This is a genomic window from Hyphomicrobium album (assembly GCF_009708035.1).
Lineage (GTDB): Bacteria > Pseudomonadota > Alphaproteobacteria > Rhizobiales > Hyphomicrobiaceae > Hyphomicrobium_A > Hyphomicrobium_A album.
The window spans coordinates 1531923-1555776 of sequence record NZ_WMBQ01000001.1 but is presented as its reverse complement, the minus strand read 5'-3'; the positions used below and the strand labels follow the sequence as shown (position 1 = coordinate 1555776).

Genomic DNA, 23854 nt, shown 5'->3' with positions numbered 1-23854 from the left:
TGTGCAGAGGACTAGGGGAGGGACCGGATGCTGAATACGACAGCCGGCCGGCGGCTTGAGGACGACCTCGCGGTCATCGAGGAGATCGCCGCGCGGCCGGCGGCGACGGCCAAGGAACTCGCCGCCAATCTCACCGCGCTCTACGAGGCGACGTTCAACGTCGCCCTCGATCGCTACGACATGCAGACGTTGCTGCGTTCGGCTCCCGAGATCGCCCGTTCGATTTTCGCGATGCGTCTGCGCCTGCGCGATCAGGTCGCCGACTGGCACGCGCGCGGCTTCCTGACCCTCGCCGGGCAGCGCGCGCTGCGCAACGCGCTACGCATCGCTCGCTACGCCACCGACATGCTCGGCGAGCTCAACATCCGCTACGCGCAGCTCGGCCCGGACGAAAAGACTCTGCGCGGCTTCAGCGGCCGCAACCTCAACACCTTTGTCAATCCGGCGTTCGAGACGGGCCACGATCTCGACTTCCGCTCCGGCGATCTCCTCTTGATGCGCGGCATGCATCACAACAGCGCCGCCATCGCGCGCATCGGCGACGTCGACAGCCAGTTCAGCCATCTCGCCATCGTGCACACCGACGAGAGCGGCAAGCATTGGATCGTCGAGGCGCTGATCGAAGCCGGCTCCGTCATCAATCCGCTGTCGTACACGCTCGAGCACGGCCTCGGCCGCTGTGTGCTGTTCCGCCACCGCGACAAGAACCTCGCCGCCCGCGCCGCGGCGCTCATCCATGACGTCGTGCGCAAGACCGGGGAGAAGGGTGGCAAGCACATCTGGTACGACTTCACGATGGAGCTCGGCGGCGACGCGGAGCTGTTCTGCTCCAAGCTCGTACGCAAGGCATATGGGCTCGCCAGCGACCAGAAGTATCTGCTGCCGACGTTCACCACGCGCTTCGACATGAAGAACCGCGACTTCGTCGAGCGTATCGGCGTGACGGCGAGGGAAACCTTTGCACCGGCCGACATCGAGCTCGAGCCCGACTTCGACCTCGTCGCCGAATGGCAGGACTACCGCGTCACCTCGCGCCTGCGCCTGCAGGATCTGCTGATGGACCGGCTGTTCCTTTGGATGGAGCAGCACGGCTATCGCTTCAAGGAGGACCTGCCGATCAAGCTGGTCGGCATCTTCGGCCAGCTCTCGGGGCAACTGTCGACGCGCGCCAAGGACCTCATCGCCGACGTGGTGCCGAAAGTGCCGCCCAACATGAAGCGCTCGACCATCCAGGCGGTGGCGATGTTGCACAAGACTGCGGAACCGTTGCTCGCCGAGCTGCAGGCGATGGAGCGGCGGAGCATTGACCGCACCGGCCGCCCGCTGCACGCCCGCGAGGTGAACGATTTTCTCGAGGCGAAGCGGCAGGCGGCGAACGGCGAGATCGGCTACCTCGTCGGCAAGACCTGAACGGTCGACTTCCAGTCGCCGTACGAGGCGGAGCGTGCCGCGGGCAAACCTTCGTTGAGCACGCGCTCAAGGCCGTTTGCACCGGCGGCCTCGGCCACCGCCTCCGGCACGATCCAGGCGCGATAGCCGCTCGTCACCACCGGCGTTGAGCACGACAGCGCGCCGGCGGTTGTAGTGCAAGTGCGGTCCGCCTCGACGTTGCGGATCTCGCGCCGGTCATGACGCAGGAAGCCCATGTCGACCGGCTGGATCGTCGTCATCGGGCCGGGAAGCGTCACGCCGCGATAGACGCACGTCGTGTCGTTGCGGCAGACGCCGGCATTGCGGCCGAGCGTGTTGCCCGGTCCGAGCGCCTGCCCACGCCGCATCACGCTTGCTACTGCTCCGGCACCGTTGCTCACGTAGCAGCTGTCGCCGACGCACAGCACCGGGTTGGCCGTCATGCGCTTGCCGCCGAAACCGTGCCTGCGGGGCTGCATGATGACCAGTACAGTGACGCGCTGCGGATAGGTAGCCGCGGCGGTGACAGGCGGCTCGTCGAAGAACGGCGAGCTGCGGTCGGGCTCGGCCGCGGGTCCCCCCAGGCCGTTGCGCGTTTGGCGGTTGCGTTCAAGAGCCTCCGCGGTGCGCGCTTCGCGTGCCTCGCGGGCGAGGCGGAACTTCTCGGCGACGCGCCGTGCCTCCTCCTCGCGCTGCAATTCGAGCGCGGTGCGCTGCTGAGAATCTTCGATCTCCTTGATGCGCCGCTGCTCGGCAACGCGCGCCTCTTCCTCGGCACGGCGGATCTGCTCGACCAGGCGAGCCTCCTCGGCCCGGCGGCTATCCTCGGCTTCCCGCGCCTGGCGCTTCAGCTCGGCAACGCGCTTCTCTTCGGCGATGCGCGTCTTCTCGGCCTCTTCCGCCTGCCGCTTGATCTCGGCGGTGCGCTTCTCCTCGGCTTGGCGCTTCTCTTCCGCCACGCGGACTTCCTCCGCACGGCGACTTTCTTCCGCTACGCGCGCCTCTTCTGTCTTGCGCTTCTCTTCGGCGACGCGCGCTTCCTCGGCCTTGCGCTTGTCCTCGGCGACGCGGCGCTCCTCTTCGGCTCGCCTTTCGTCGGCGAGCCGCTGCGCCTCGACTTCTTGCGTCAGTCGTTCCGCTTCCGCGCGGCGCTTCTCTTCAGCCTGATGCTCGAGCTCGTTGCGCTGTTTTTGTGCTTCCTCGGCCATGCGCTGCGCCGCGGCACGCGCTGCCCGGCGCTCGTTCTCGATGCGCTGCTGCTCCTCACGCGCAAACTGCTCGCGGCGGCGCGACTCCGCCTCTTCCTCGACCGCGCGCATCATCTCCGCTTCGTCGGTGGCGCGCTGCTCCGCAGCCTTACGCTCGGCAAGCGCTTTCGTCTCGGCACGCTGCTTCGCTTCCGCTTGGGCGTTGGCCTCCGCCTGAGCTTTGGCTTTGGCCTGCGCTTCCGCTTTCTTCGCCTCGTCGGCGCGCTCGCCTTCCTCGGCAGCGCGCGAGAACTTGTCAGCCAGCTGGTGAGCGGCATTCTCTTCGGCGGCGGCGAGCTGGGGGCTATACATCCAGCCTGATAGCGCCACGGCGCAGATCGCGCCGCGACTGAATACCTTCGCTGCCAACCGCATGACGTCCTCGCAACAGACAAATGGCCGGGAACTCGGCGCTCCCGAGGGCCGCAGCAAAAGCGCGACCGGATTTCGCCAATAAAGCGAGGGGCGCTTGAACGGCGGCTGAACGGCGCCGTTCGTCCGCATGGCGAAGCTGGGGATTGTTCAGGGGCGCGTTTCGCCGGCGAGGATGGCGCGTAGGCCTTCGCGATACGTCGGGAATTTTAGAGCGACGCCAAGCTCTTGGCGCAGCCGCGCATTGCTGACGCGCTTGTTGTCGGCATAAAAGCTCGCCGCCATCGGTGACAGCTGCGCGTCAGTGAACGGCACTTCCGGTGGGGGCGGCATGTGCAACAGGCCGGCGGCGAAGGCGATTACGTCCTGTGGTGGCGCTGGCTCGTCGTCGGCGACGTTGTAGGCATTCGTCGCGCCGCGCCCGGCGATGCCGGCGCACACCGTCGTGGCGATGTCATCGACGTGGATGCGGTTGAACACCTGTCCCGGCTTGACGATGCGGTGTGCGGTGCCCTCGCGCAGGCGGTCGATGGCGCTGCGACCGGGTCCGTAGATGCCGGCGAGCCGGAAGATCTGTACGCGCACGTTGTGGGCGTCGGCGAGCGTCAGCCAGTCCTGCTCGGCGGCGACGCGCCGGCGCCCACGTGCCGACGTTGCGTCGGTCTTGGCGGTCTCGTCGATCCAGGCGCCGCCACTGTCGCCGTAGACTCCCACCGTGGAGAGGTAGCCGATCCAACTCAGGGCGTTCGCGCGCTCGATGTCGCCGCGATGCTGACACAGCACTGGATCGCCATCGGCATCGGGCGGCACGGAAACGAGTATGTGCGTCGTGCCGGCGAGTGCGTCAGCAATGCCGGCTCCGGGTGCGGACCCGTCGAACACGAACTCTTCATAGCCGGCTGCAGCGATGGCGTCGGCACCCTCGCGCGTACGTGCCGTGCCGGCAATCGTCCAGCCCTCGCCTGCAAGCCGCCGCGCCACGCGCAAGGCGCTGTAGCCGAGACCGAAGCAGAACAGCTTCTTCATACTACCTGCCACTCGGCGCGGACATCGCTGTCGGCCTCGCGCGCCAAATGCCGGTGACGCAGGCTTTCGCCGATGCCGTCCCCCGTCAGCTGGCGCATCGCCCATACCGCCATGGCGCGCACGAGCGGCGAATGATCGGTCAGCAGCACCTCGACGTGCGGCAGCAGTCCCGCATCCCCCGAATTGCCGGCGGCGATCAGCACGTTGCGCAGGAAGCGGTCACGCCCGGTGCGTTTCACCGGCGTGCCCGCAAAGCGCGTGCGAAACGCCGCGTCGTCGAGCTGGAGAAGCTCGGCGAGGGGTGGGTTGTCAGTCTCGGCGCGCGCGTGAAAGCGCGCCTCGCGCGCCGCGGCGGCGAACTTGTTCCACGGACATACGGCGAGGCAGTCGTCGCAGCCGAACACCCGATTGCCCATCGCGCGCCTGAACTCGGCGGGGATATGCCCCTTGTGCTCGATCGACAGGTAGGCGAGGCATCGGCGCGCGTCGAGCTGGTAGGGAGCCGGGAATGCGGCGGTCGGACACACGTCGAGGCAGCGCCGGCAGCTACCGCAGTGGTCCGCTTCCGGCGCATCGGGCGGCAGCTCGGCGGTGGTGAAAATCGCGCCCAAGAACAGCCACGACCCGTGCTCCCGCGACACCAGCATGGTGTTCTTGCCCTGCCAGCCGAGACCGGCGGCAGCGGCGAGTGGCTTCTCCATCACCGGCGCCGTGTCGACGAACACCTTCACGTCCGCGTGGCTTTCGTTGGCGAGGCTCGAAGCAAGCCGCTTGAGCTTGCCCTTGAGGATGTCGTGGTAGTCCTTGCCCTGCGCATAGACGGAGATGGCGCCGCGCTGCGGCTGGTCGAGCGCATCGAGCGGGTCGGCTTCGGGCGCGTAGCTCATCCCGAGCATGACGATGGAGCGCACCTCCGGCCACAGCTGTGCCGGGCTGCGGCGGCGCTCCGCGTGCGCCGCCATCCACTCCATATCGCCGTGGCGTCCGGCCTCGAGAAACGCCGCGAGGCGCTCGCCGGCGCCTTCGACGGCATCGGGCGTCGTCACGCGCACCGCGTCGAAGCCGAGTGCGGCGGCCTCGCGCAGCAGCATGTCCTTGAGCGCGGCCGTCACGATGGGGCCGTCAGAAATCGAGGTCGGCGTAGTGCGCGGCAGGAAGCGCGCCGGGCACGCGGTCGGCCAATATCGTGCGGAACGCGCGCCGCGACTTGAGGCGTGCGTACCAGACCTTGGCGACGGCAAACTCCTCCCATGGCACTTCGCCCAGATAATCGACCGACGACAGATGCGCGGCCGCGGCCAGATCGGCGAAGGAAAGCTCCTCGCCACCCAGCCAGCGCCGGCGATCCGCCAGGTAGCTGATATAGCTCATATGGTAGCGCAGGTTGGTGCGGATGGCGCGCAGGAAGTCGACGTCCGGCGTGCCTGCGGCGTGAGGTTGCAGGCGATTGTAAACCTTCTCCTGCAGCAGCTCGTGCGTGACTTCCCGGTTGAACTTGCCGTTGAACCAGTCGATCAGGCGGCGCACCTCGGCGCGCTGGGCGCGGTCGCCCGGCAGGAGCGGGAAGGGCTCGTCGGCATCCCCGTCCTCCTGCACGGGAGCAGAGTCCTCGGCGAGAAACTCGGAAATGGCATAGATGCCGCAAAGGGGGATCTCGGCACCCTCCATCTGCAGTACGGGCAGCTCGCCCGCGGGGTTGACGGCCAGAAATTCGGGGCGCCATTCCCACGGCCGCTCCTCGACGAGTTCCACCTCGATGTTGAGCTCCGCGAGCGCCAGGCGGGCGGCGCGCGAGAACGGACAGAGCCGGAAGTGCGTCAGTGTGTGCATTGCTCGGCTACCGTCGTTGTTCTTGATTGCGGCGTGGGTGTCGCTGGTACTGCCCCGCGGCGCATAAGACAATCGGCTCGTGTGGCGCGGAAGTGGCACCGCGCACGCGCAATTCCTGCTAATCCTCCCCGCCGCACAGAAAAGTCCAAGGCGAACAGGTTACGGGGCGACCATGCCGATCTGGGAAGTGATCCTGCTTGGCCTCATTGAGGGCCTCACCGAGTTCCTCCCCGTTTCCTCCACCGGCCATCTCCTGCTGACCGAGCACTTCCTCGGCGTCTGCACGCCAGGCAAGACGTTCGAGGTTTTGATCCAGCTCGGCGCGATCCTCGCCATCCTGAGCGTCTACTCGGTGAAGCTGACGCGGATCGCCACAGCTCTGCCCTATGATCCGCGCGCGCGCCGCTTCGTGCTGAGCGTGCTCCTCGCCTTCCTGCCCGCCGCCGTGATCGGCGCGGCCGGACACAGCTTCATCAAGAGCGTGCTGTTCGAAACGCCCATGCTGATCGCGGTGATGCTCGTCGTCGGCGGCGTGGTGCTGTTGTTCGTCGACCGCATGCAGCTCAACGTGCGCTACACGAACGCGATGGATTTCCCGCCCGCGCTCGCCTTCAAGATCGGCGTGCTGCAGTGCCTGGCAATGATCCCCGGCGTGTCGCGTTCGGGCGCTACCATCGTCGGTGCGATGCTGCTCGGATCGGATAAGCGGTCGGCGGCGGAATTCTCGTTCTTCCTCGCCATGCCGACCATGGCGGGCGCCTTTGCCTACGACCTCTACAAGAACTGGTCGATCCTGCAGACGGGCGACATCGCCAATATCGCGCTGGGCTTTGTCACCGCGTTCATCGCCGCGGTGTTCGTCGTTCGCTACCTGCTCGACTACGTGAGCCGGCACGGCTTTGCGCTGTTCGGATGGTGGCGGATCATCGTCGGCACGGCGGCCATCGTCGCCATGCTCGCCCTCGGCAATACGTCGGGATGCCCGGTAGTGCCCTAGTTCGGCGCTACTTAAGCGGCGTGCGAGGGAACGGGCCGCGCCAGCGCCATGCGGAGGCCGGCAACGTCGGACGCATTGCGCAGCGCGTCGATCACCGACGGCTCGCGCACCACGCGCGAAATGCTGGCCAGCGCCTTCAAGTGATCGCCGCTCGCGTGATCGGGCGCGATCAGCAGGAAGAGCAGGTCGACGGGCTGGTTGTCATGTGATTCAAAATCGATCGGGGCATCGAGGCGCGCGAACACGCAAAGGATGTTGCGGATTCCCCCGAGCTTCACGTGCGGAATGGCGATGCCATGCCCGAGGCCGGTGGAGCCGAGTCGCTCACGCTGCAGCAGCGCGTTGAAGATCTCGCGCTGATCGAGACCGGACCGTTCCGCGGCAATCGTCGCCAGCTCTTGCAGGGCGTGCTTTTTGCTCGTCGCCTTCAGGGATGCAATGATGCCGTCGGATGCCAGCAGGTCGCAGAGATCCATCGTCAAATCCTGTTCCAACCTGTTGCGAAGCGCCGCCGGCTGCCTCCCCGGAGGGCGTGAGCCGCGTCAGCGATTCTAACAATTCTACCTATACGCTCGTGCCCCCGCACGTACCCTCGTGTGCCCTTGGCTGCGCTATCCCCTTGTCCGCCCGCAGCGGCCCCGTTGAGAACCAAAAAGATGGCACTCCCAAGGTGGACTGCACAGGATTCTTGCAGTGCATCTCCCATCAACGTCTGGCTAAGTCGCGGGTTAACAGGGCTTTTTCTGCCCGCAACGGCCCCGCCTTTTGCCATAATCGGAAAAAAGTCCTCCCGCTCCAAGGCTCACCCCGGAATTGCGGTGCAAGAACGGGGCCACGCCCCAGTTGCGCTGTGAAGACAAGCGGTCGAAGGCCTACCCAATGTAAGGCCGGGCCGCGCGGTTCGAGGCTATAGAGCACTCCGGAGCGGGGCACAAGCTGCGGCCGATCACGTTTAGACAGGGGCGGCTAACCTGGCCCGACGCGTTCGATAAGCCGCTTGTCGCGCCGCCGCTGCACGGACGAGGGGATGCGCATCGCCTCGCGGTACTTGGCCACCGTGCGCCGCGCGATGTCGATGCCGTCGCTCTTCAATTTCTCGACGATCTTGTCGTCGGACAGCACGCTTGCCGGCGTCTCTCCGTCGATCATCTGCTTGATGCGATGGCGCACCGCTTCCGAAGAGTGGGATTCGCCCTCCATGTCGGCCGACGCGATGGCCGAGGTGAAGAAATACTTCATCTCGAATATGCCGCGCGGCGTCGCCATGTATTTGTTGGAGGTGACACGCGACACCGTCGACTCGTGCATCGAGATCGCGTCGGCGACGGTGCGCAGATTGAGCGGCCGCAGGTACTGCACGCCGTGGGTGAAGAAGGCGTCCTGCTGGCGGACGATCTCCTCGGCGACGCGCATGATTGTGCGGGCGCGCTGATCGAGGCTCTTCACCAGCCAGTTGGCGGTCTGCAAGCATTCCAAGAGGTAGTTGCGATCGGCCGCCGAGCCTCCCCCCTTCGCCACGGTGGCGAGATAGGTGCGATTGACCAGCACGCGGGGCAGCGTCTCGCTATTGAGCTCGATGATCCAGGTTCCGTCCGGAGCGCCCCGCACCAGCACGTCCGGCACCACCGGCTGCATCTGCACCGAGCCGAACTTCAGGCCCGGTTTGGGGTTGAGCTTCTTGATCTCGGCGACGATCTCTAGCAGCTCGTCCATCTCGCAGCCGACGACCTTGCGCAATGCCGGCAGATTGTGTCCCGCCAGCAGGTGCAGGTTCTCCAGGAAGCGGGCGACGATCGGGTCGAAGCGGTTCTGCTCCTTGAGCTGCAGCGCCAGGCATTCGGCGAGCGAGCGAGCGAACACGCCGGGCGGGTCGAGCGTCTGCAGCGCCGCCAGCACCTTCTCGACGACCTCCTGCGGGGCTCCGAGCCTCTCGGCGATGACGGCGAGATCGGCGCCGGGCAGGTAGCCCGCCTCATCGACCAAGTCGACGAGGTGTTGCCCGATCAGTCGCTCCACCGGATCCTTGAGGACGAGCGGCACCTGCGCGCTCAGGTACTCGCGCAGCGAGACGTCGTTGGCGAGAAACGCCTCGATGTTGACGTCGTCGCCGGACGCGGTGCCGCGCTGGCGCAGCGATGCCCAGCCTGATCCCTGCTCGGCGCCGTTCATCTGGTCGGACGGCACGCTCTCCGGATAGACGTTCTCGTACTCGGTGTCGAAGGTCCCCTCCGGATCGGCCACTGGCTTATCGAGGTCGACCCAATCACCGTCGGCGGCCGGCGCCGCCTCTTCGCTCTTGGCGAACTCGGCTTGCTCGACCTCGGTACGCACCGGCGCTTCGGCGCCGTCGTCGGCCTCAAGCAGCGGATTGCGCTCGAGCTCGGATTCCACGTATTGCGCCAGGTCCATGTTCGACAGTTGAAGCAGACGGATGGCCTGCTGCAGCTGGGGTGTCATCACCAGCTGCTGGCCTTGCCTCAGCTCCAGCTTTGTCGAAAGCGCCATGCGCTCGTCCGGGTACTCGGTTACCTGATGCCGCTGTCGTAGTCAGCGCGCGTTAACGAACATATCTCCGAGGTAGACCCGCCGCACGTCGTCGTTGGCTATGATTTCTTCGGGCTTACCTTGCGTCAGAACCTGACCGTCGTAGATGATGTAAGCCCTGTCTATCAGGCTAAGCGTTTCGCGGACGTTATGGTCGGTGATCAGGACGCCGATGCCCCGGTCGGTCAAGTGCCGCACCAACTCCTGAATGTCGCTGACGGCGATCGGGTCGATGCCGGCGAACGGCTCGTCCAAAAGCATGAACGACGGGCCTGAAGCCAGCGCCCGGGCGATCTCGCAGCGGCGCCGCTCGCCGCCCGAAAGCGCGATCGACGGGGATTTGCGCAGGTGGGTGATGCGGAATTCTTCCAAAAGGCTGTCGAGCTTGGCGCGCCGCTTCTTCGCCGACGGCTCGACGATTTCCAGCACTGCCATGATGTTCTTTTCGACCGACAGTCCACGGAAGATCGACGCTTCCTGCGGCAGATAGCCGATGCCGAGCCGCGCCCGCCGGTACATGGGCAGCCGAGTCACGTCCATGCCGTCGATGGTGATATTGCCTTTGTCGGCGGGGACGAGGCCGGTGATCATGTAGAACACGGTCGTCTTGCCGGCGCCGTTCGGGCCCAAAAGACCGACCGATTCACCGCGGCCGACCGCCAGGCTGACGCCGCGCACGACGAGCCGTTTTTTGTAGCTCTTCTGGATGTGGTGGACGGTCAGCCAGCCTTCGCCGCCGAGCTGGGGGGTGCCGCCGTTGAGGGCGCCCTGCTCCTGATAGCCGTGCGCCTCGCCGCCCCACTCGCCGTAGGGCTCGGGCTGGGCGCGCTTGGAGCCGAAGGAAAGAATTTTCAGCACGGTATCGAGAAACCTTAAAATGGGGCGTCAACGGCCCCGCAGCATGGTGCGCCGATCGGAAGCCCTGTCAATCGGCGACTTGGCCGCGCTCAGCCGTCATTCGGAAGGGCCATTGGGGCCCCAAGCTCCTGCGGATCCAGCGCCTTCGCTAGCACCGGTCGGCGGCTTCTTTTCGGCTGCCTTCTTGTCGCGAGGGTAAAAAATTGCGCTCGGACGGCCAGTCGTACCGGGCCGCATGGTAAAGCCGGTCGCGTTCTTGGCATCCGGCGGGGCGGCGGTTGCCGCCCACGCACCGCTCGCGTCGCTGTCGATCACGCTCTTGCCGGTGAGCATGTCGATCCTCAGCTTGGTGCCACGCACCACGTTCTTGTCCTGCGTCAGGATCACGTCGCCGCCGAGGATGACCTCGTTCTTCTTGACGTCGTAATCGGCCCAGTCGCCCGTCGCCTTCTGCCCGTTCTTGGAGGTGACGATCACCGCGCCGCGAGCCTCGATGCGCGAGATTTGTGCCGGGGCTTTCTTGTCGGCCGGACCGGCGGCGGTCTCCGCGAGGCCGGCGGCGCCCGTGTAGTAGGCGCGCAGCTCGGACGTGCGCACGACGAAGTCTCCCTGCACCGCGTGCACGTCGGTCTTGAAGACGGCCTGCTTGCTGCGATCGTCGACGTCCAGACGGCCGGCCTCGACATCGATCGGCGCCGTCGGGTCCGTCTTGAACACGCCCATGGCGCCGGTAGCGGCACTGGCCGTCGCGTCAGCGAGCTGCTTCACTTTCTCCTTGGCGCTCTGCGCCTCGTTGGCTTCACCGCGATAGAAGCGCGTGAAGATGCGGCCCGGCTCTCCGCCGGCGCCGGCGGGCGAAGTCAGCTGCGTGCGGCCCGTGGCGCGCTCGACGTAGAGCCGCTCGCCTTTGAGCTGGTTGCGCCCTTGGGTGGCGACGACGCTGCCGGTCAACAGAATGGTGTCGGCCTTCTGGCTGACGGTCACCTTGTCGGCGGTCGCGCCGCGTCCTTCGCCCGAAGTCATCTCGACGTCGCCGTTGACGACGGCGATCTGGTTGGCGGCGTCGTAGTCGAGGCTCGCGCCCGTGACACGGTCCTGCGGCGCGCGCGTCATGACGACGGGCGACTTCGAGACGATGCGCTCGATCTTGGCCCCGTCGCCAGGCATTGCGCCCGTATCCTTGCTGTCGCCACCGGCGTATTTGACCTGCAGTTCGGCTGTTTCCAGCGCCGCGCCCGCCTGCTGCGCCCTGACGTGGCCGGTGAAGATCGCGGTCTTGCCGGTGTCGTCGATGTCGAGGCGGTTCGAGGTGATATCGATCGGACCTTCGCCACCGCCGAGCAGCGGTGCTGCCGCCGGCTTCGCCGCCGCCGCGCCGCTTGCGGGCGCACCTTCATTCTTCGGAGGGATGAGGTGCGCCTTCACGTCGTCGATGAAGGCAACCTCGCGGGTCTTGTTCAACAGCCGCATCTCGTTTGAGCGAATGGTGCCCGATGGCATGTCGACGAGGACGGGCTCTTTGGAGAAGATTACGTTGTCGTCGGTGAGGATGGTGGCGCGCGACAGCTTCGCCTTCATGCCGCTTTCGGCGACGATATCGATGCCGCCGGAGAGCTCGAGCTTGTTCGTCTTGGTGTTGAACTCGCCGTGCGCTGCGGTGAGCTTCGTCTTCGATTTCTTGGCATCGGTCATGTCGCCGGTGATGTCGTTGAGGCGCACGAACTCGGTGTTGACGAGATCCTGTACGGCGGTCTTCGCCCTGACGACGTACTTGCCCCCGTCCTTGTTGAACCCCTCGTAGGTCGGGTTATCCATCGTCAGGTTGTCGGGGATGATGCGCGGCATCTCGAGTTTCGGCAGAGAAGCGACCCAGCCGGTGGTGTTGAAGATCATCAGGAAGTAGACGACGATAACGCTGGCGCCGGCCGTGGGCAGCGACCAGCGCATGGCGCGCACCAGTAGCGTGTGGCGTCGCGCGCGCACGAAATTGCGCGCCCGATCGGCGGCGGTCGAGCCGGCGAACGCGTCGATGCCCGTCCAGTTCTCTCCAGGGGCCAAATTGGTCGTCGTTGCCATACGCCCCTCAGCCGGCGGCGGATGCGGCTAGATCGCCGTCAATTGGGGTTATATTGGGACTAGGGGCCCCCACAAAGGCGGTGTTTCCACGCCCGCGTGCCGGCCGCGGTGCGCTGGGACTTCTCAGCCACGGATTCCCCGTAACCTCAATGTGAGAAAATGTCGTCCTCTCCGAAGCCAGCGAGGTCGAGCTTGGCGCGCGTCGGCAGGAAGCCGAAAGCGGCGTCGGCGTAGGCTTGGCGCCCGTCGCGGGCCAGCATGGCGTCGAGCTTGGCCTTGACGGCATGCAGGTGGAGCACGTCCGAGGCGGCATAGGCGAGCTGCTGCTGGGACAGCTCGCCGGCGGCCCAGTCCGAGCTCTGCTGCTGCTTCGACAACTCGATCCCGGCCAGCTCGGCAACCAGGTCCTTGAGCCCGTGGCGGTCCGTATAGGTGCGCACCAGCTTCGAGACGATCTTGGTGCAGTAGATCGGCGCGGTGACGACGCCGAGGTACTTCTCCAGCACGGCGATGTCGAAGCGGGCGAAATGGAAGATCTTGAGGACCGCCTTGTCGGTCAGCAGCGCCTTGAGATTGGGAGCCGAATAATCGCGGCCGTCGAACTGCACGAGGTGAGCCGTTCCGTCGCCCGACGAGAGCTGGACGAGGCAGAGGCGGTCGCGGTTGACGTTCAGTCCCAATGTCTCGGTATCGACGGCGACGCTCGGCCCGAAGCTGAGCCCGGCGGGCAAGTCGTCCTTGTGCAGGACGATCGAAGATTTGGCCATCGTTGTAGAGCCCTTGCATGGAGTGGGCTGCGATGGGCAGCCAACTAGAATACGCCCGAAGGCTTTAACTATGGTTCACCTATCGAATTCGCCCGGCGCTGCGCAAGTGCGGCGGCAGCGATGAAATTGCTACTCCCCGTGATGGCGCTTGCGGAGCGGCCTAAGCAAGGCAATAACCAATCGGCTGGGCGCCTCTGGCTTCGGCCACCGAAGACTTGCTAGCAAGCGACTATAGAGCGTTCAGGGAATCCCGACCGTGGCCAGCACCATCCGTCTATTCGCGCTGTTTGCAATCATGTCCGTCCCCCTATGGGCGGGAGCGTCCACCGCCCAAGCGCAGGAACTCGATGCGCTCTTTCTCGGCGGCTACTGGTGCAACACGGAGACGGACGCGAAGACGGAGAACATTCCCCGCAACCGCAACTTCCTGCTCAGCCGGCGCATCGACGGCACGTCGGAGACCGATTTCACCGAGCGGCTGATCGACATCGTCGGCGACATCCGCGGTCACCGGATCGTCCTCGCCCAGATCCTGAAGAACAAGGACGGCACCGACTGCAAGACCAATTGCACGATCGCGGAGCGGATCGTGCACAAGGACATGCTCGAGGTGGGTGACTGGAATTCGAACACGGGCGTCTTCAAGTCGAACTCGCCGCGCGAATACGTCCACCGCTGCGAGAAGTAGGCGCGGCCCTGACGCGCCGCAGCCGGCCACTCAGGCGCCCTCGCGCCGCCATCGATCCTGATTGTAGGATGGTGCCCAGGAGAGGACTCGAACCTCCACACCCTTGCGGGCGCCAGCACCTGAAGCTGGTGCGTCTACCAATTCCGCCACCTGGGCACGGAGGCGATCAGTTAGAGAGCGCCGCGGCCCTTGTCAATTAGGCAGCGTGCGGCGGCGCGCATCCTTCCGGCACCGGCAAACCTCGTGTATCTCTGGCCCATTGCGCAACCGGAGACGGACGATGGCGGATCGGCTGGACGATCGGGGCCTGGCGACGGTTTTTGGCGGCTCGGGATTTGTCGGCCGCTATGCCGTAGCCGCACTCGCCAAGCAGGGCTGGCGCGTGCGCGCCGCCGTGCGCCGGCCGGACCTCGCCGGCTTCCTGCAGCCGGCCGGTTTCGTCGGGCAGGTCGCGCCCGTGCAAGCCAACGGGCGCTACCCGCATTCGGTTGAGCGCGCCGTCAGCGGCGCCAAGGTCGTGGTCAACGCGGTCGGCGTGCTGACGAGCGGCGGCAAGCAGACATTCCAGGCGATCCACGTCGACGCGCCGCGGGCGATGGCGAAAGCTGCGCGCGAGGCCGGCGTGCGCCACTTCGTTCACATCTCGGCCATCGGCGCCAATCGCAAGTCGGCGTCGCGCTATGCGCGCTCGAAGGCCGAGGGCGAGGCGGCGGTGCGCGAGGAGTTCCCCGGCGCCGTCATAATCCGCCCGTCCATCGTCTTCGGTCCGGAGGACGAGTTCTTCAATCGCTTCGCCGCCATGGCGCGTATCTCGCCGCTCTTGCCGCTGATCGGCGGCGGGCGGACGCGCTTTCAGCCGGTATTCGTCGGCGACCTCGCTACCGCCGTCGCTGCCTGCGCCGCGGGCGACGCGAAGCCCGACACGATCTACGAGGCGGGCGGACCTGAGGTCCTGTCGTTCCGCCAGCTGCTCGACCTGACGCAGGAATGGGCGGGGCGCAGCCGCGGGTACCTGCCGCTACCGTTCTGGCTGGCGAAGCTGCAGGCGATCCTCACCTGGCCGCTGCCCAACGCGCTGCGGCCGGTGACGCTCGATCAGGTGCGCATGCTCCAGCGCGACAACGTCGTCAGCGCCGAGGCCAAAAGCGAAGGCCGCACGCTTGCGGCGTTGGGCGTTGCAACGCCGCACGGCGTTGCCGCCATCGTGCCGACGTACCTCGCGCGCTTCCGCGCCCGCGGCCAATTCTCCAACTATCGCAGCTAGACTTAATCCCCGCCGACTTATCCCCGGGCCCAACGAAAAAGGCTCCGGAACATTCCGGAGCCTTGAGGCTGGTACACGCGGTTCATGCACCGAGTGCACGAGGTGCATGCATTAGTGGACGCTGGCGATCTCGAGGTCGTCGTCGATCGCGTGACCGATGGCGGCCTGGCGCGTGTCGGTCAGGGCGAGGGGAGTGCCGTCGGCGGCGTGCAGCGAGAACAGATTGATGCCCTTCGGCAGTCCCTCGATGGTCGGGAACATACGGCTCGCTTCGTCCGCGGTGAGCGTCTTGATGTAGGCGACAACGCCGCCGCCGAGCGTGGCGAGCTCATGCTCGGTCATCACTTGACTGGCATAAATGGTCTTGTCGGCTTCGGTCATGACGCAACTCCTTCTGCAAGCCGGGCCCGGCACACCGCCATCGGAAATCAGCGGTGGGCGTATCGGCGTCCCGGGTCTGCGCCCATCGCTAAAACGCACGATGTGGCAGTCTCGATGCAACGCTGACGCAAGTTATTTTCTGTCGCTGATCTCGATCGTCCGCACCAGGCGCTCCGGCTCCAGGCGCTTCAGGTCGATTGCGAGCAGCCCATCGGACAAGTCAGCGGACTTTACCTCGATTCCCTCCGCTAGCACGAAGGTGCGGGTAAATTGTCGCGCCGCAATGCCGCGATAGAGGTAATTGCGCGTCTTCTCTTCGGTCTGCTTGCCGCGCACGGTCAACTGACTGTCGGCGAGCGTGATCTCGAGTTGATCGCGCGTGAACCCGGCGACGGCCAGCGTGATGCGCAGCGTGTCCCCTTCGCCGTTGGACGCGTCGACGCGTTCGACGTTGTAAGGGGGGTAACCGTCGCTCGATCCCTTGTTCGCCCGATCGATAAGGCGCTCGATCTCCTCGAAACCCAAAAGCAGCGGGCTCGACAGTAGGGAAATGCGCGACATTCTCAGAAAGTCCTTCTTAAGCGACCTTCAACTTTGGGCGGAGCCTCTTAACTTTGGCCTCCGTCGGCGCCAGCCTCGCTGCTCGAGCGCTGGTTCTCCGTGAGAACATATGGGCGACAGCCGCAATCCGTTCAAGCCGTCGGAGTGAGGCTCGACAGGGGCTCCGGCACCTTCTTCACAGGCCTCCGCAGATGAACACGATGTCATTTGACAAGGGGGGTGCGAACCCGAAGATGACAGCCCCAGCGACTGTTTCGCCGAGCCGACGACGAGTGCGGTTCACGTCCCTCAACGCGTCCGCGACCTAGATCGGGGTTACATCGATGCTCAAGCTCGGCGTCAGCCGTCCGACAATCACAGCCATGGCCCTATTCATGCTCGCATTCGCCCACCAGACTGTCTCCGCCGAGCCCCGCGCTTCCGAGTTCAAGCTGTCGAACGGGATGGAGGTCGTGGTCATCCCCGACCACCGCGCTCCCGTCGTCACGCACATGGTGTGGTACAAGGTCGGTGCAGCCGACGAGCCGAAGGGCGTCTCCGGCATCGCTCACTTCCTCGAGCACCTGATGTTCAAATCGACGGACAAGATCGCCGTCGGCGACTTTTCCAAGATCATCTCCAAGCTCGGCGGCCAGGACAACGCGTTCACCGGCCAGGACGTCACCGCCTACCACCAGCGCATCTCCAAGGATCAGCTCAAGACGCTGATGGAGATGGAGGCCGACCGCATGACCCACCTGCGCCTCACCAATGACGAGGTGGCGACGGAGCGGCAGGTGATCATCGAGGAGCGCCGCTCGCGCATCGACAACAATCCCGGCGCCCGGCTCGACGAGCAGATGAATGCGGCCCTCTATCTGTCTCACCCATATGGCGTGCCGGTTATCGGCTGGGCGCACGAGATGGCGAATCTGTCGCGCGAGGATGCACTGCGCTTCTACAAGCGGTACTACGCGCCGAACAACGCTATCCTTGTTGTTGCCGGCGACGTCACGGCCGAGGAGGTGAAGCGCCTCGCCGAAGAGACGTACGGAAAGATCCCGGCAAATCCGGAGGTCGAGACTCGCGCCCGTCCTCAGGATCCGCCGCACATCGTGCCGCGCCGCCTGACGTTGAAGGATCCGCGCGCGGGCAATGCCTCGTTCCACCGCTACTATGTCGCGCCGAGCTACGTGACGGCCAAACCCGGCGAGGCCGAAGCGCTCGATCTCTTGATGAAGATCCTCGCCGACGGAGCGACGAGCCGCCTCTATCGCAAGCTCGTCGTCGAGGACAAGCTCGCGGCGACGACCGGGGGTGACTACTCCGGCTACAGCCTGGATTCGGGCGCCATCTCGCTCTACGCCGTATCGGGCAACGGCGATCTCAAGGCGGTCGAAGCCGACGTCGACAGCGTGCTCGACGAGATCCGTACGAACGGCGTCACCAAGCTCGAGCTCGAGCGCGCCAAGAAGTCGTTGCTCGCCGACTACATCTACGACAGCGACAACCAGGCGAACCTCGCCCGCCGCTACGGGTGGGCGGTCGCCATCGGCCGCTCCATCGACCAGGTCGAAGGGTGGCCCGCCGCCCTCTCGAAGGTAACCGCCGACGACGTGAAGAAGGTCGCCGACGAGTACTTGGACGCGCGTCGCTCCGTAACGGGCTGGCTGCTTCCCGAGCCCGATGACGGCAAGGCAGCCGGCGAACACGTCGAGAAGCCCGTTGCGCACACGCGCTCCTGATGCCCGCAAAGCCAAGAGGCTATGATATGGTCGCAGCCCGTCCCCTGCGCTCTACGGCTTGGCGCGTCGCGTCCCGCCGCATGGGCATCGCCGCGTCGCTTGCCACGCTTGCCGCCGCATTCGTCGCCACCTTCAGCCCTTCTGCGAACGCCATGAAAATCCAAACCGTGAAGAGCCCCGGTGGCATCGAGGCGTGGCTCGTCGAGGAGCACGCTGTGCCGATGATGGCCATGCGCTTCGCCTTCGACGGCGGCAGCTCGCAGGACCCGGCCGGCAAGGAGGGTGTCGCCAATTTCGTCACCGCCATGCTGGACGAAGGCGCCGGCGACCTTGTCTCGCGCGACTTCCAGGAGCGCATGGAGGATCTGTCCATGCGCATGAACTATGAGGAGGCGAAGGACGCCTTCTACGGGAATTTCGAAACGCTCACCGCCAACCGCGACGAGGCTGCGAAGCTCTTGAAGCTGGCGCTGACCAAGCCGCGCTTCGATCAGGATGCAGTGGAGCGCATTCGCCAGCAGCTGCTCGCTTCGCTCGCCTATGCCGCGCGCGATCCCGACAAGGTGGCGCAGAACGAATGGTACGCCGTGGCCTTTGCCGGTCACCCGTATGCGCGCCCGGCCAACGGCACCGAGGCGACGGTCGGCAAGATGACCGGCGCTGACCTCGAGAGCTATCGTAAGCGGGTGTTCGCCAAGGACACGCTGAAGGTCGTGGCCGTCGGCGACATCACGCCGGAGCAGCTCGGCAAGCTACTCGACGAGGTGTTCGGCGATCTGCCGGACAAGGCCGAGCTGGCGCCCGTCGCGAAAACCAATCCCGTCTCCGGCGGCCGCCAGACGGTGGTCGACATGAACGTCCCGCAGTCGGTGGCGGTGTTCGGGCTCGGCGCCATGCCCCGCAAGGACCCCGACTTCATGGCGGCGTTCGTCTTGAACCAGATCCTCGGCGGCGGCGGTTTCGCATCGAAGTTGATGGAGGAGGTGCGCGAGAAGCGCGGCCTCGCCTACTCGGTCTACACCTACGTCTATCCCTTCCAGCACACCTCGATCTTCTCGGGCGGCGTCGCCACGCGCAACGACATGATGGGGCAGTCGCTCGACATCATCCGCGCCGAGCTGAAGAAGATGGCGGATGGCGACGTCAGCCAGACCGACCTCGACAACGCCAAGAGCTATCTGATCGGCTCGTATCCCTTGCGCTTCGACACCAACGCCAAGATCGCCTCGCAGCTCCTCGGCTTGCGCATGGATGGCTTCGGGCCGGAATACGTCGACAACCGCAACGCCATGGTCGCGGCGGTGACGCTCGACGACCTGAAGCGCGTTGCCAAGCGGCTGCTCGAGACACAGAACCTGATCGTCACTATCGTCGGCAAGCCGACGCTGCAGCAGGCGAAGAAAGGCTGAGCCGAGCCAGGTTCAGCCGTTCGACTTCTTGGCGCGCTCGATCGCCTCGCTGATCAGCCGCCGCGCCTCGCCGGAATCGCCGAGGTGGTCGATCTTCGCCCACTTGCCGGGCTCCAGATCCTTGTAGTGCCCGAAGAAGTGCTCGATCTGCTGCACGGTGATCTGCGGCAGGTCGGTGTAGTTCGCCACCTTGTCGTAGCGCATCGTTGTTTTGCTGCTCGGCACGGCGATGATCTTTTCGTCGCCGCCGCCCTCGTCGCGCATGACGAGCACGCCGACTGGACGGCAGTTGATAACGGCGCCGGGGACAATGGCGCGGGTGTTGCAGACGAGGACGTCGATCGGGTCGCCGTCGAGCGACAGCGTGTGCGGCACGAACCCGTAGTTTCCGGGGTAGCGCATCGGCGTGTAGAGGAAGCGGTCGACGAACAGCGTGCCCGACGCCTTGTCCATCTCGTACTTGATGGGCTCGCCGCCCACGGGCACCTCGACGATGACGTTGATGTCGAGGGGTGGGTTCAATCCGATCGCAATGGCGTCGAGCCGCATGGGTTGTTCCAATTCATGACTTCGGGCGCCGGCGCCGCCGGCACGCATTCAACTCTTGGCGCAAAGTGGTGGACGAATGCCGCACATCAGATAACAGCGCCACTGCGACGCGTCGCCTCGCAACCCCTCGTTTTGCCTCGGACATTAGTACACAGGGAGCTGCAACCCGGCCCGTTCGGCGCGTCGTAGCGAATCGGCGGATGCGCTAGCCTCCTGGCTTCGCAGGGAGAAGGCCCGAATGCCCATCCGCCAGCTTTCACCGGAGACCATAAACCGTATCGCCGCCGGCGAGGTCATCGAGCGGCCGGCCAGCGTCGTCAAGGAGCTGGTCGAGAACGCGCTGGACGCCGGTGCCAGCGAGATCGACGTGGTCACCGCCTCGGGCGGCCTGGCGCTGATCCGCGTCACCGACGACGGCGCCGGCATGCCGCCGGAGGATCTCGTCCTGGCGGTCGATCGCCACGCCACCTCCAAGCTGTCCGAAGAAGACCTGTTCGACATCCGCACGCTCGGGTTCCGTGGCGAGGCGCTGCCGTCCATCGGCTCGATAGCCCTGCTGACGATCCAGTCGCGCCGGCGCGATGCGGCCGATGCTTTTGCGCTGAGCGTCGATCGAGGCGCCAAGGGCGCGGTGAAACCTGCCGCCGGCAATAACGGCACCTGCGTCGAGGTGCGCGATCTCTTCTCCAGCGTGCCGGCACGCCTGAAGTTCTTGAAGTCCGAGCGCGCCGAGAACCAGGCGACGTCCGAGGTGATCAAGCGCCTCGCGATGGCGCATCCGCAGGTGGGGTTCACGCTCACGACGGGTGAGCGCATGGGACTGCGCTACCTGCGCGAAGTCGAAGGCGACGTGGGGCTGCTGCAGCGCTTAGGCCGCATCATGGGGCGCGAGTTCATGGACGACGCGGTTCCGGTTGCTGCCGCGCGCGACAGGCTCGCGGTCAGCGGCTTTGCCGGCCTGCCGACGCTGCACCGGCCCGACGCCGCGCAGCAGTTCCTGTTCGTCAACGGGCGCCCAGTCAAGGACAAGCTGCTGATCGGCGCCGTGCGTGCCGCCTACGGCGACCTCATTCCCCGCGGGCGCCATCCGCTGCTGGCGCTGTTCTTGACGCTGCCGCCCGACGAGGTGGACGTGAACGTGCACCCGGCGAAGGTCGAAGTGCGCTTCCGCGACGCCGGCCAGGTTCGTTCGCTCATCGTCAACGCGTTGGGCGCGGCGCTCTATGCAGCCGGTCACCGCGCCGCTGCCGCCAACGGCAGCGCGACCCTGCAGGAGCTGCGCCCCAACGTCGTGCCGTTCGAGCGGACGCGGCCCGGTTACTATCCGGCGGCGCGCAGTGGCGTCGGTCTCGGGCTCGCCGAGGCCATGCAGGCGCCGCTCGACGTCATGGATACGCCAAGCGCCGATACGCGCGCTTTCACGGTGCCCGTCGCCGAGCAGCTGCTCGATCGCCCGCTGGGCGCCGCCCGAGCGCAGCTGCATGAAAACTACATCGTGGCGCAGACGCGCGACGGCATCGTCATCGTCGACCAGCACGCGGCGCACGAGCGGCTCGTCTACGAGCGTCTCAAGGCGATGCTGGCGGCCGGCGGCGTCGCGCGCCAGGGCCTTCTGGTGCCGGTCGTCGTCGACCTCGACGATAGCGAGATCGGCGTGCTGGTCGAGAAGACCGAGGAGCTGACCGAGCTCGGCCTGGTGCTCGAGCCGTTCGGCGCTGGCGCCGTCATCGTGCGCGAGGTGCCCGCGCTGTTGGCGCATGCCGACATCGCCGCCCTCACACGAGATATCGCCGCCGACATCCTGCGTGAGGGAGCAAGCAGCGCCTTGAAGGAGCGGCTGCTGGCCGTCTGCGCGACCATCGCCTGTCACGGCAGCGTCCGCTCGGGGCGGCGGCTGGCGCCCGACGAGATGAACGCGCTGCTGCGCGACATGGAGGCGACGCCTTATTCAGGCCAGTGCAACCACGGGCGCCCGACGTACGTCGAGCTGAAGCTCGCCGACATCGAGAAGCTGTTCGGGCGCCGCTGAACGCCTCACCCCTGCCGGAATTGGCAAGGGTCGCGTCCGCTGGAGCCGAAATGGCGCTGAGTCCTAAGCGATCCGTACCGTCACGCGAAGGAAAGTTGCAGGGATCGACGTGGCGTCCTTCCGTGAACTGGTGTTCTGGGTCTCGAACAGCGCATCCAATTCCTTCTTTAGGTCGTCGGCGCGTCCGTTTTTCTCTGCCGCCTCGAACGCATTCATGGTGGGGCCGTAGTAGCGTCGGAATGCATTCACGGCCTCGGATGGCGCGCTTGCGAAGTTGAACACGTACGTATCCTGGACGAACGACACGTTGTCCGGCGGGACACCGGCGCTTGCAAATCGCTCGATCACGTTGTCCTCGATTCCCCACGTCATGGGGCTGATGAACCCCTCAGGTGGTGGCGGCGCGTAGGCGGCACTGATTTTCAGGATCTGCGCGACCAGGGTCGGATCATTGGGAATCCAGTTTCCCATGATGATCCGGCCGCCGGGGCGAGTCACACGCACCATCTCCTTCGCGACATCGAGCGGCTTCGGGGCAAACATGGCGCCGAAGATGCTGACGACAAGGTCGAACGTTTTGTCCTGCAGTTCGGCCAGATCAGTCGCATCGCCTTCCTGGAACCGGAGGTTCGTGAGGCCCAGCTCCCGGGCACGCCGGTTCCCCGCCTCGACAAGGTTGCGGGCGATATCCACGCCAAGCACGTCGGCGCCAAGTTTCGCCGCAGGTAGCGCCGTCGTGCCGTCGCCACAGCCAAGGTCCAGGACCTTGAGCCCGTTCTTGACCCCGAGCTTGCCGACAAGCGCCTCACCGCTCTCGCGCATGCTTGCGGCAATGCGTGTGAAGTCGCCTTTTTCCCACAGGGCCTTGTTTTGATTCATTGGGCTCTCCCATCCATTTTATGGCGCTGGCCGCCGCGCGACATCAGCGGAGTTCAAGATCGGGAGCCGACACGCAGCTGCAGCATCGGCTTTGCTCTCGAGGATCGCTTCTATTGTGCTGAAGCACCGCCCGCACCTTGGTCGGCAATCGAGAGAGAAATGCACCTGGGTCACGCGCAGGCCGTTATTCCGATTGGCCACTGCACGTACTTGGCTATCACTGAGGGCGTTGCAAGAACATATGATCACGACACGACCTCGGGGCTATTGGCGAGCGTGGCGAGCGCAGCCTGAATCCGCTGACCCTGGCTTTCGGTGATGAGGCTGGCCAATACCTTGCCGAACTGTGGGTGCTGGGCCCCCGAGTGGATGTATTGCCAGCGGTATGCGTTGAGGAATGCAGCCTTTATGGCCTGCTCCTCGGCCTCGTCGACCGCACGTCCGCACTTCATTGCGAAGTAACCTGCATCGGCGTTGGCTTGGCCTTGCAGGACGCCGTCCACCGCGCCGACCAAGTCGATGAACTCATCGACTGCCCGGTTGCGTTCCTCCGCCGTTAGATCGGCGTCGTGGCGCACCCACTCGAGTTCGTCGAGGATCGCGTGCTGGCTTTCCTCCCTCCAGTGATAGAGGAAGACGTCCTTAAACAGTTCGGAGAGTTCGCTGTCGGGGTCTATGCTCTGGCGATAGTGGAGCTGAGTGAAAAGCTCGATATCCAGCGTCAGCGCCAGGACCGCCCAGGTGCTCTTGCCGAGCACGGCGTGGGCGACGGCGTTGGGGTCGACGTCGAAGCGATAGCCGCCGGGCAGGACGTCGCCGATCATCGTGTCGATGCGGCGGAACAGTGCTTGGTGCTTCAACTCCTCGTCGCTGAACCGAACCAGCGCCTCAAGTGCAACCTGGTCGCCGAACCAGTGATCGTGGCTCAGTTCGAGGACCTTGGCATTGATGAAGCGCTCGACCAGCCCAAAGACATTGGCGTAGGTGCGGCCCTGGATCTGGCTCACGAACCTCTTTTCATCAGTCGACAGGGTCGTGAACGCATTGGCCAGGGAAAGCCCGTCCGGAAGGAACTTATGGGCAACATCGAAGCGGCGCCCCCGGATTACGTCCTCGTCTATATCCCAACGCATCCGCTTGGACGTCTCAATGCACCGTGCATACCGTTCGCTGTGCGGAACTTTGTCGATCGCATTCATTTTCGGTTTCCTCTCCCTGAGCGTATGCCGTCAGCTGAAGCTGC

The 23854-nt window shown here is 65.5% G+C and carries 22 protein-coding genes and 1 tRNA gene; 7 read left to right on the top strand and 16 right to left on the bottom strand.

Annotated elements, in window-relative coordinates:
* Window positions 1–27 precede the first annotated feature (27 nt).
* Window positions 28–1410 (top strand): YiiX/YebB-like N1pC/P60 family cysteine hydrolase, encoded by a 1383-nt coding sequence (locus GIW81_RS07535; RefSeq protein ID WP_154738645.1) that lies wholly within the window; start codon window positions 28–30, stop codon window positions 1408–1410.
* On the opposite strand, the gene GIW81_RS07530 is transcribed toward GIW81_RS07535, so the two are convergent.
* From GIW81_RS07530 to GIW81_RS07515, 4 genes are all read right to left on the bottom strand, one after another.
* Window positions 1389–3032 carry a hypothetical protein gene (locus GIW81_RS07530; protein WP_154738644.1) on the bottom strand — a complete coding sequence of 548 codons (1644 nt, stop codon included), beginning with the start codon at window positions 3030–3032 and terminating at the stop codon, window positions 1389–1391. The genes GIW81_RS07535 and GIW81_RS07530 overlap by 22 nt on opposite strands.
* Window positions 3033–3179: 147 nt before the next feature.
* Window positions 3180–4055 (bottom strand): SDR family oxidoreductase, encoded by an 876-nt coding sequence (locus tag GIW81_RS07525; protein ID WP_154738643.1) that lies wholly within the window; start codon window positions 4053–4055, stop codon window positions 3180–3182.
* Window positions 4052–5146, bottom strand: coding sequence for a tRNA epoxyqueuosine(34) reductase QueG (gene queG, locus GIW81_RS07520; RefSeq protein WP_154739567.1), 1095 nt, complete (start codon window positions 5144–5146; stop codon window positions 4052–4054). Before queG ends, GIW81_RS07525 begins: the two co-directional genes overlap by 4 nt.
* Before the next feature lie 31 nt (window positions 5147–5177).
* Entirely contained in the window at window positions 5178–5885 is a 708-nt protein-coding gene (locus tag GIW81_RS07515) for a glutathione S-transferase family protein (protein WP_154738642.1), read from the bottom strand.
* A gap of 172 nt (window positions 5886–6057) precedes the next feature.
* On the opposite strand from GIW81_RS07515, the gene GIW81_RS07510 reads away from it, so the two are divergent.
* Window positions 6058–6882, top strand: a complete 825-nt coding sequence (locus tag GIW81_RS07510; protein ID WP_154738641.1) for an undecaprenyl-diphosphate phosphatase — start codon at window positions 6058–6060, stop codon at window positions 6880–6882.
* An 11-nt stretch (window positions 6883–6893) separates the two neighbouring features.
* Here GIW81_RS07510 and GIW81_RS07505 read toward each other — a convergent pair whose 3' ends face one another.
* The 5 genes from GIW81_RS07505 to GIW81_RS07485 form a co-directional block, all read right to left on the bottom strand.
* A complete protein-coding gene (locus tag GIW81_RS07505) occupies window positions 6894–7358 on the bottom strand; it encodes a PTS sugar transporter subunit IIA (protein ID WP_154738640.1) in 465 nt (154 codons plus the stop codon).
* A gap of 490 nt (window positions 7359–7848) precedes the next feature.
* A complete protein-coding gene (gene rpoN / locus GIW81_RS07500) occupies window positions 7849–9387 on the bottom strand; it encodes an RNA polymerase factor sigma-54 (protein WP_154738639.1) in 1539 nt (512 codons plus the stop codon).
* A gap of 42 nt (window positions 9388–9429) precedes the next feature.
* Window positions 9430–10281, bottom strand: a complete 852-nt coding sequence (gene lptB, locus GIW81_RS07495) for an LPS export ABC transporter ATP-binding protein (protein ID WP_154739566.1) — start codon at window positions 10279–10281, stop codon at window positions 9430–9432.
* A 99-nt stretch (window positions 10282–10380) separates the two neighbouring features.
* Window positions 10381–12360 (bottom strand): LPS export ABC transporter periplasmic protein LptC, encoded by a 1980-nt coding sequence (gene lptC, locus GIW81_RS07490; protein ID WP_154738638.1) that lies wholly within the window; start codon window positions 12358–12360, stop codon window positions 10381–10383.
* 146 nt (window positions 12361–12506) lie between these two features.
* Complete coding sequence (locus tag GIW81_RS07485) at window positions 12507–13127, bottom strand: ribonuclease D (RefSeq protein WP_154738637.1); 621 nt, start codon at window positions 13125–13127, stop codon at window positions 12507–12509.
* A 256-nt stretch (window positions 13128–13383) separates the two neighbouring features.
* Between GIW81_RS07485 and GIW81_RS07480 the strand changes: the two genes are divergently transcribed.
* On the top strand, window positions 13384–13815 hold the full coding sequence (locus GIW81_RS07480) for a hypothetical protein (RefSeq protein ID WP_154738636.1): 432 nt from the start codon (window positions 13384–13386) through the stop codon (window positions 13813–13815).
* A gap of 69 nt (window positions 13816–13884) precedes the next feature.
* Here GIW81_RS07480 and GIW81_RS07475 read toward each other — a convergent pair.
* Window positions 13885–13971: transfer RNA gene (locus GIW81_RS07475), tRNA-Leu, on the bottom strand.
* 124 nt (window positions 13972–14095) lie between these two features.
* Between GIW81_RS07475 and GIW81_RS07470 the strand changes: the two genes are divergently transcribed.
* The gene (locus GIW81_RS07470; RefSeq protein ID WP_154738635.1) at window positions 14096–15079 is read left to right on the top strand and encodes a complex I NDUFA9 subunit family protein; all 984 of its coding nucleotides are present in this window, start codon (window positions 14096–14098) and stop codon (window positions 15077–15079) included.
* A 111-nt stretch (window positions 15080–15190) separates the two neighbouring features.
* On the opposite strand, the gene GIW81_RS07465 is transcribed toward GIW81_RS07470, so the two are convergent.
* Window positions 15191–15460: a BQ00720 family protein gene (locus GIW81_RS07465; RefSeq protein ID WP_229309109.1), complete on the bottom strand. Its 270-nt coding sequence runs from the start codon at window positions 15458–15460 to the stop codon at window positions 15191–15193.
* 132 nt (window positions 15461–15592) lie between these two features.
* Window positions 15593–16021 (bottom strand): Hsp20 family protein, encoded by a 429-nt coding sequence (locus GIW81_RS07460; protein WP_154738634.1) that lies wholly within the window; start codon window positions 16019–16021, stop codon window positions 15593–15595.
* Window positions 16022–16344: 323 nt separating this feature from the next.
* Here GIW81_RS07460 and GIW81_RS07455 point away from each other — a divergent pair, with 323 nt between their 5' ends.
* Window positions 16345–17745: a M16 family metallopeptidase gene (locus GIW81_RS07455; RefSeq protein WP_154738633.1), complete on the top strand. Its 1401-nt coding sequence runs from the start codon at window positions 16345–16347 to the stop codon at window positions 17743–17745.
* Window positions 17746–17771: 26 nt separating this feature from the next.
* A complete protein-coding gene (locus tag GIW81_RS07450) occupies window positions 17772–19154 on the top strand; it encodes a M16 family metallopeptidase (RefSeq protein WP_154738632.1) in 1383 nt (460 codons plus the stop codon).
* A 12-nt stretch (window positions 19155–19166) separates the two neighbouring features.
* On the opposite strand, the gene ppa is transcribed toward GIW81_RS07450, so the two are convergent.
* Complete coding sequence (gene ppa, locus GIW81_RS07445; protein WP_154738631.1) at window positions 19167–19703, bottom strand: inorganic diphosphatase; 537 nt, start codon at window positions 19701–19703, stop codon at window positions 19167–19169.
* Window positions 19704–19941: 238 nt separating this feature from the next.
* On the opposite strand from ppa, the gene mutL reads away from it, so the two are divergent.
* Window positions 19942–21732 carry a DNA mismatch repair endonuclease MutL gene (gene mutL, locus GIW81_RS07440; protein ID WP_154738630.1) on the top strand — a complete coding sequence of 597 codons (1791 nt, stop codon included), beginning with the start codon at window positions 19942–19944 and terminating at the stop codon, window positions 21730–21732.
* Window positions 21733–21795: 63 nt separating this feature from the next.
* On the opposite strand, the gene GIW81_RS07435 is transcribed toward mutL, so the two are convergent.
* From GIW81_RS07435 to GIW81_RS07425, 3 genes are read right to left on the bottom strand one after another with little or no spacing between them, the layout of a single operon-like run.
* A complete protein-coding gene (locus GIW81_RS07435; RefSeq protein WP_154738629.1) occupies window positions 21796–22611 on the bottom strand; it encodes a class I SAM-dependent methyltransferase in 816 nt (271 codons plus the stop codon).
* An 18-nt stretch (window positions 22612–22629) separates the two neighbouring features.
* Complete coding sequence (locus GIW81_RS19440; RefSeq protein WP_154738628.1) at window positions 22630–22860, bottom strand: (2Fe-2S)-binding protein; 231 nt, start codon at window positions 22858–22860, stop codon at window positions 22630–22632.
* Window positions 22857–23810 carry a hypothetical protein gene (locus tag GIW81_RS07425; protein WP_154738627.1) on the bottom strand — a complete coding sequence of 318 codons (954 nt, stop codon included), beginning with the start codon at window positions 23808–23810 and terminating at the stop codon, window positions 22857–22859. Before GIW81_RS07425 ends, GIW81_RS19440 begins: the two co-directional genes overlap by 4 nt.
* Window positions 23811–23854: the final 44 nt, after the last annotated feature.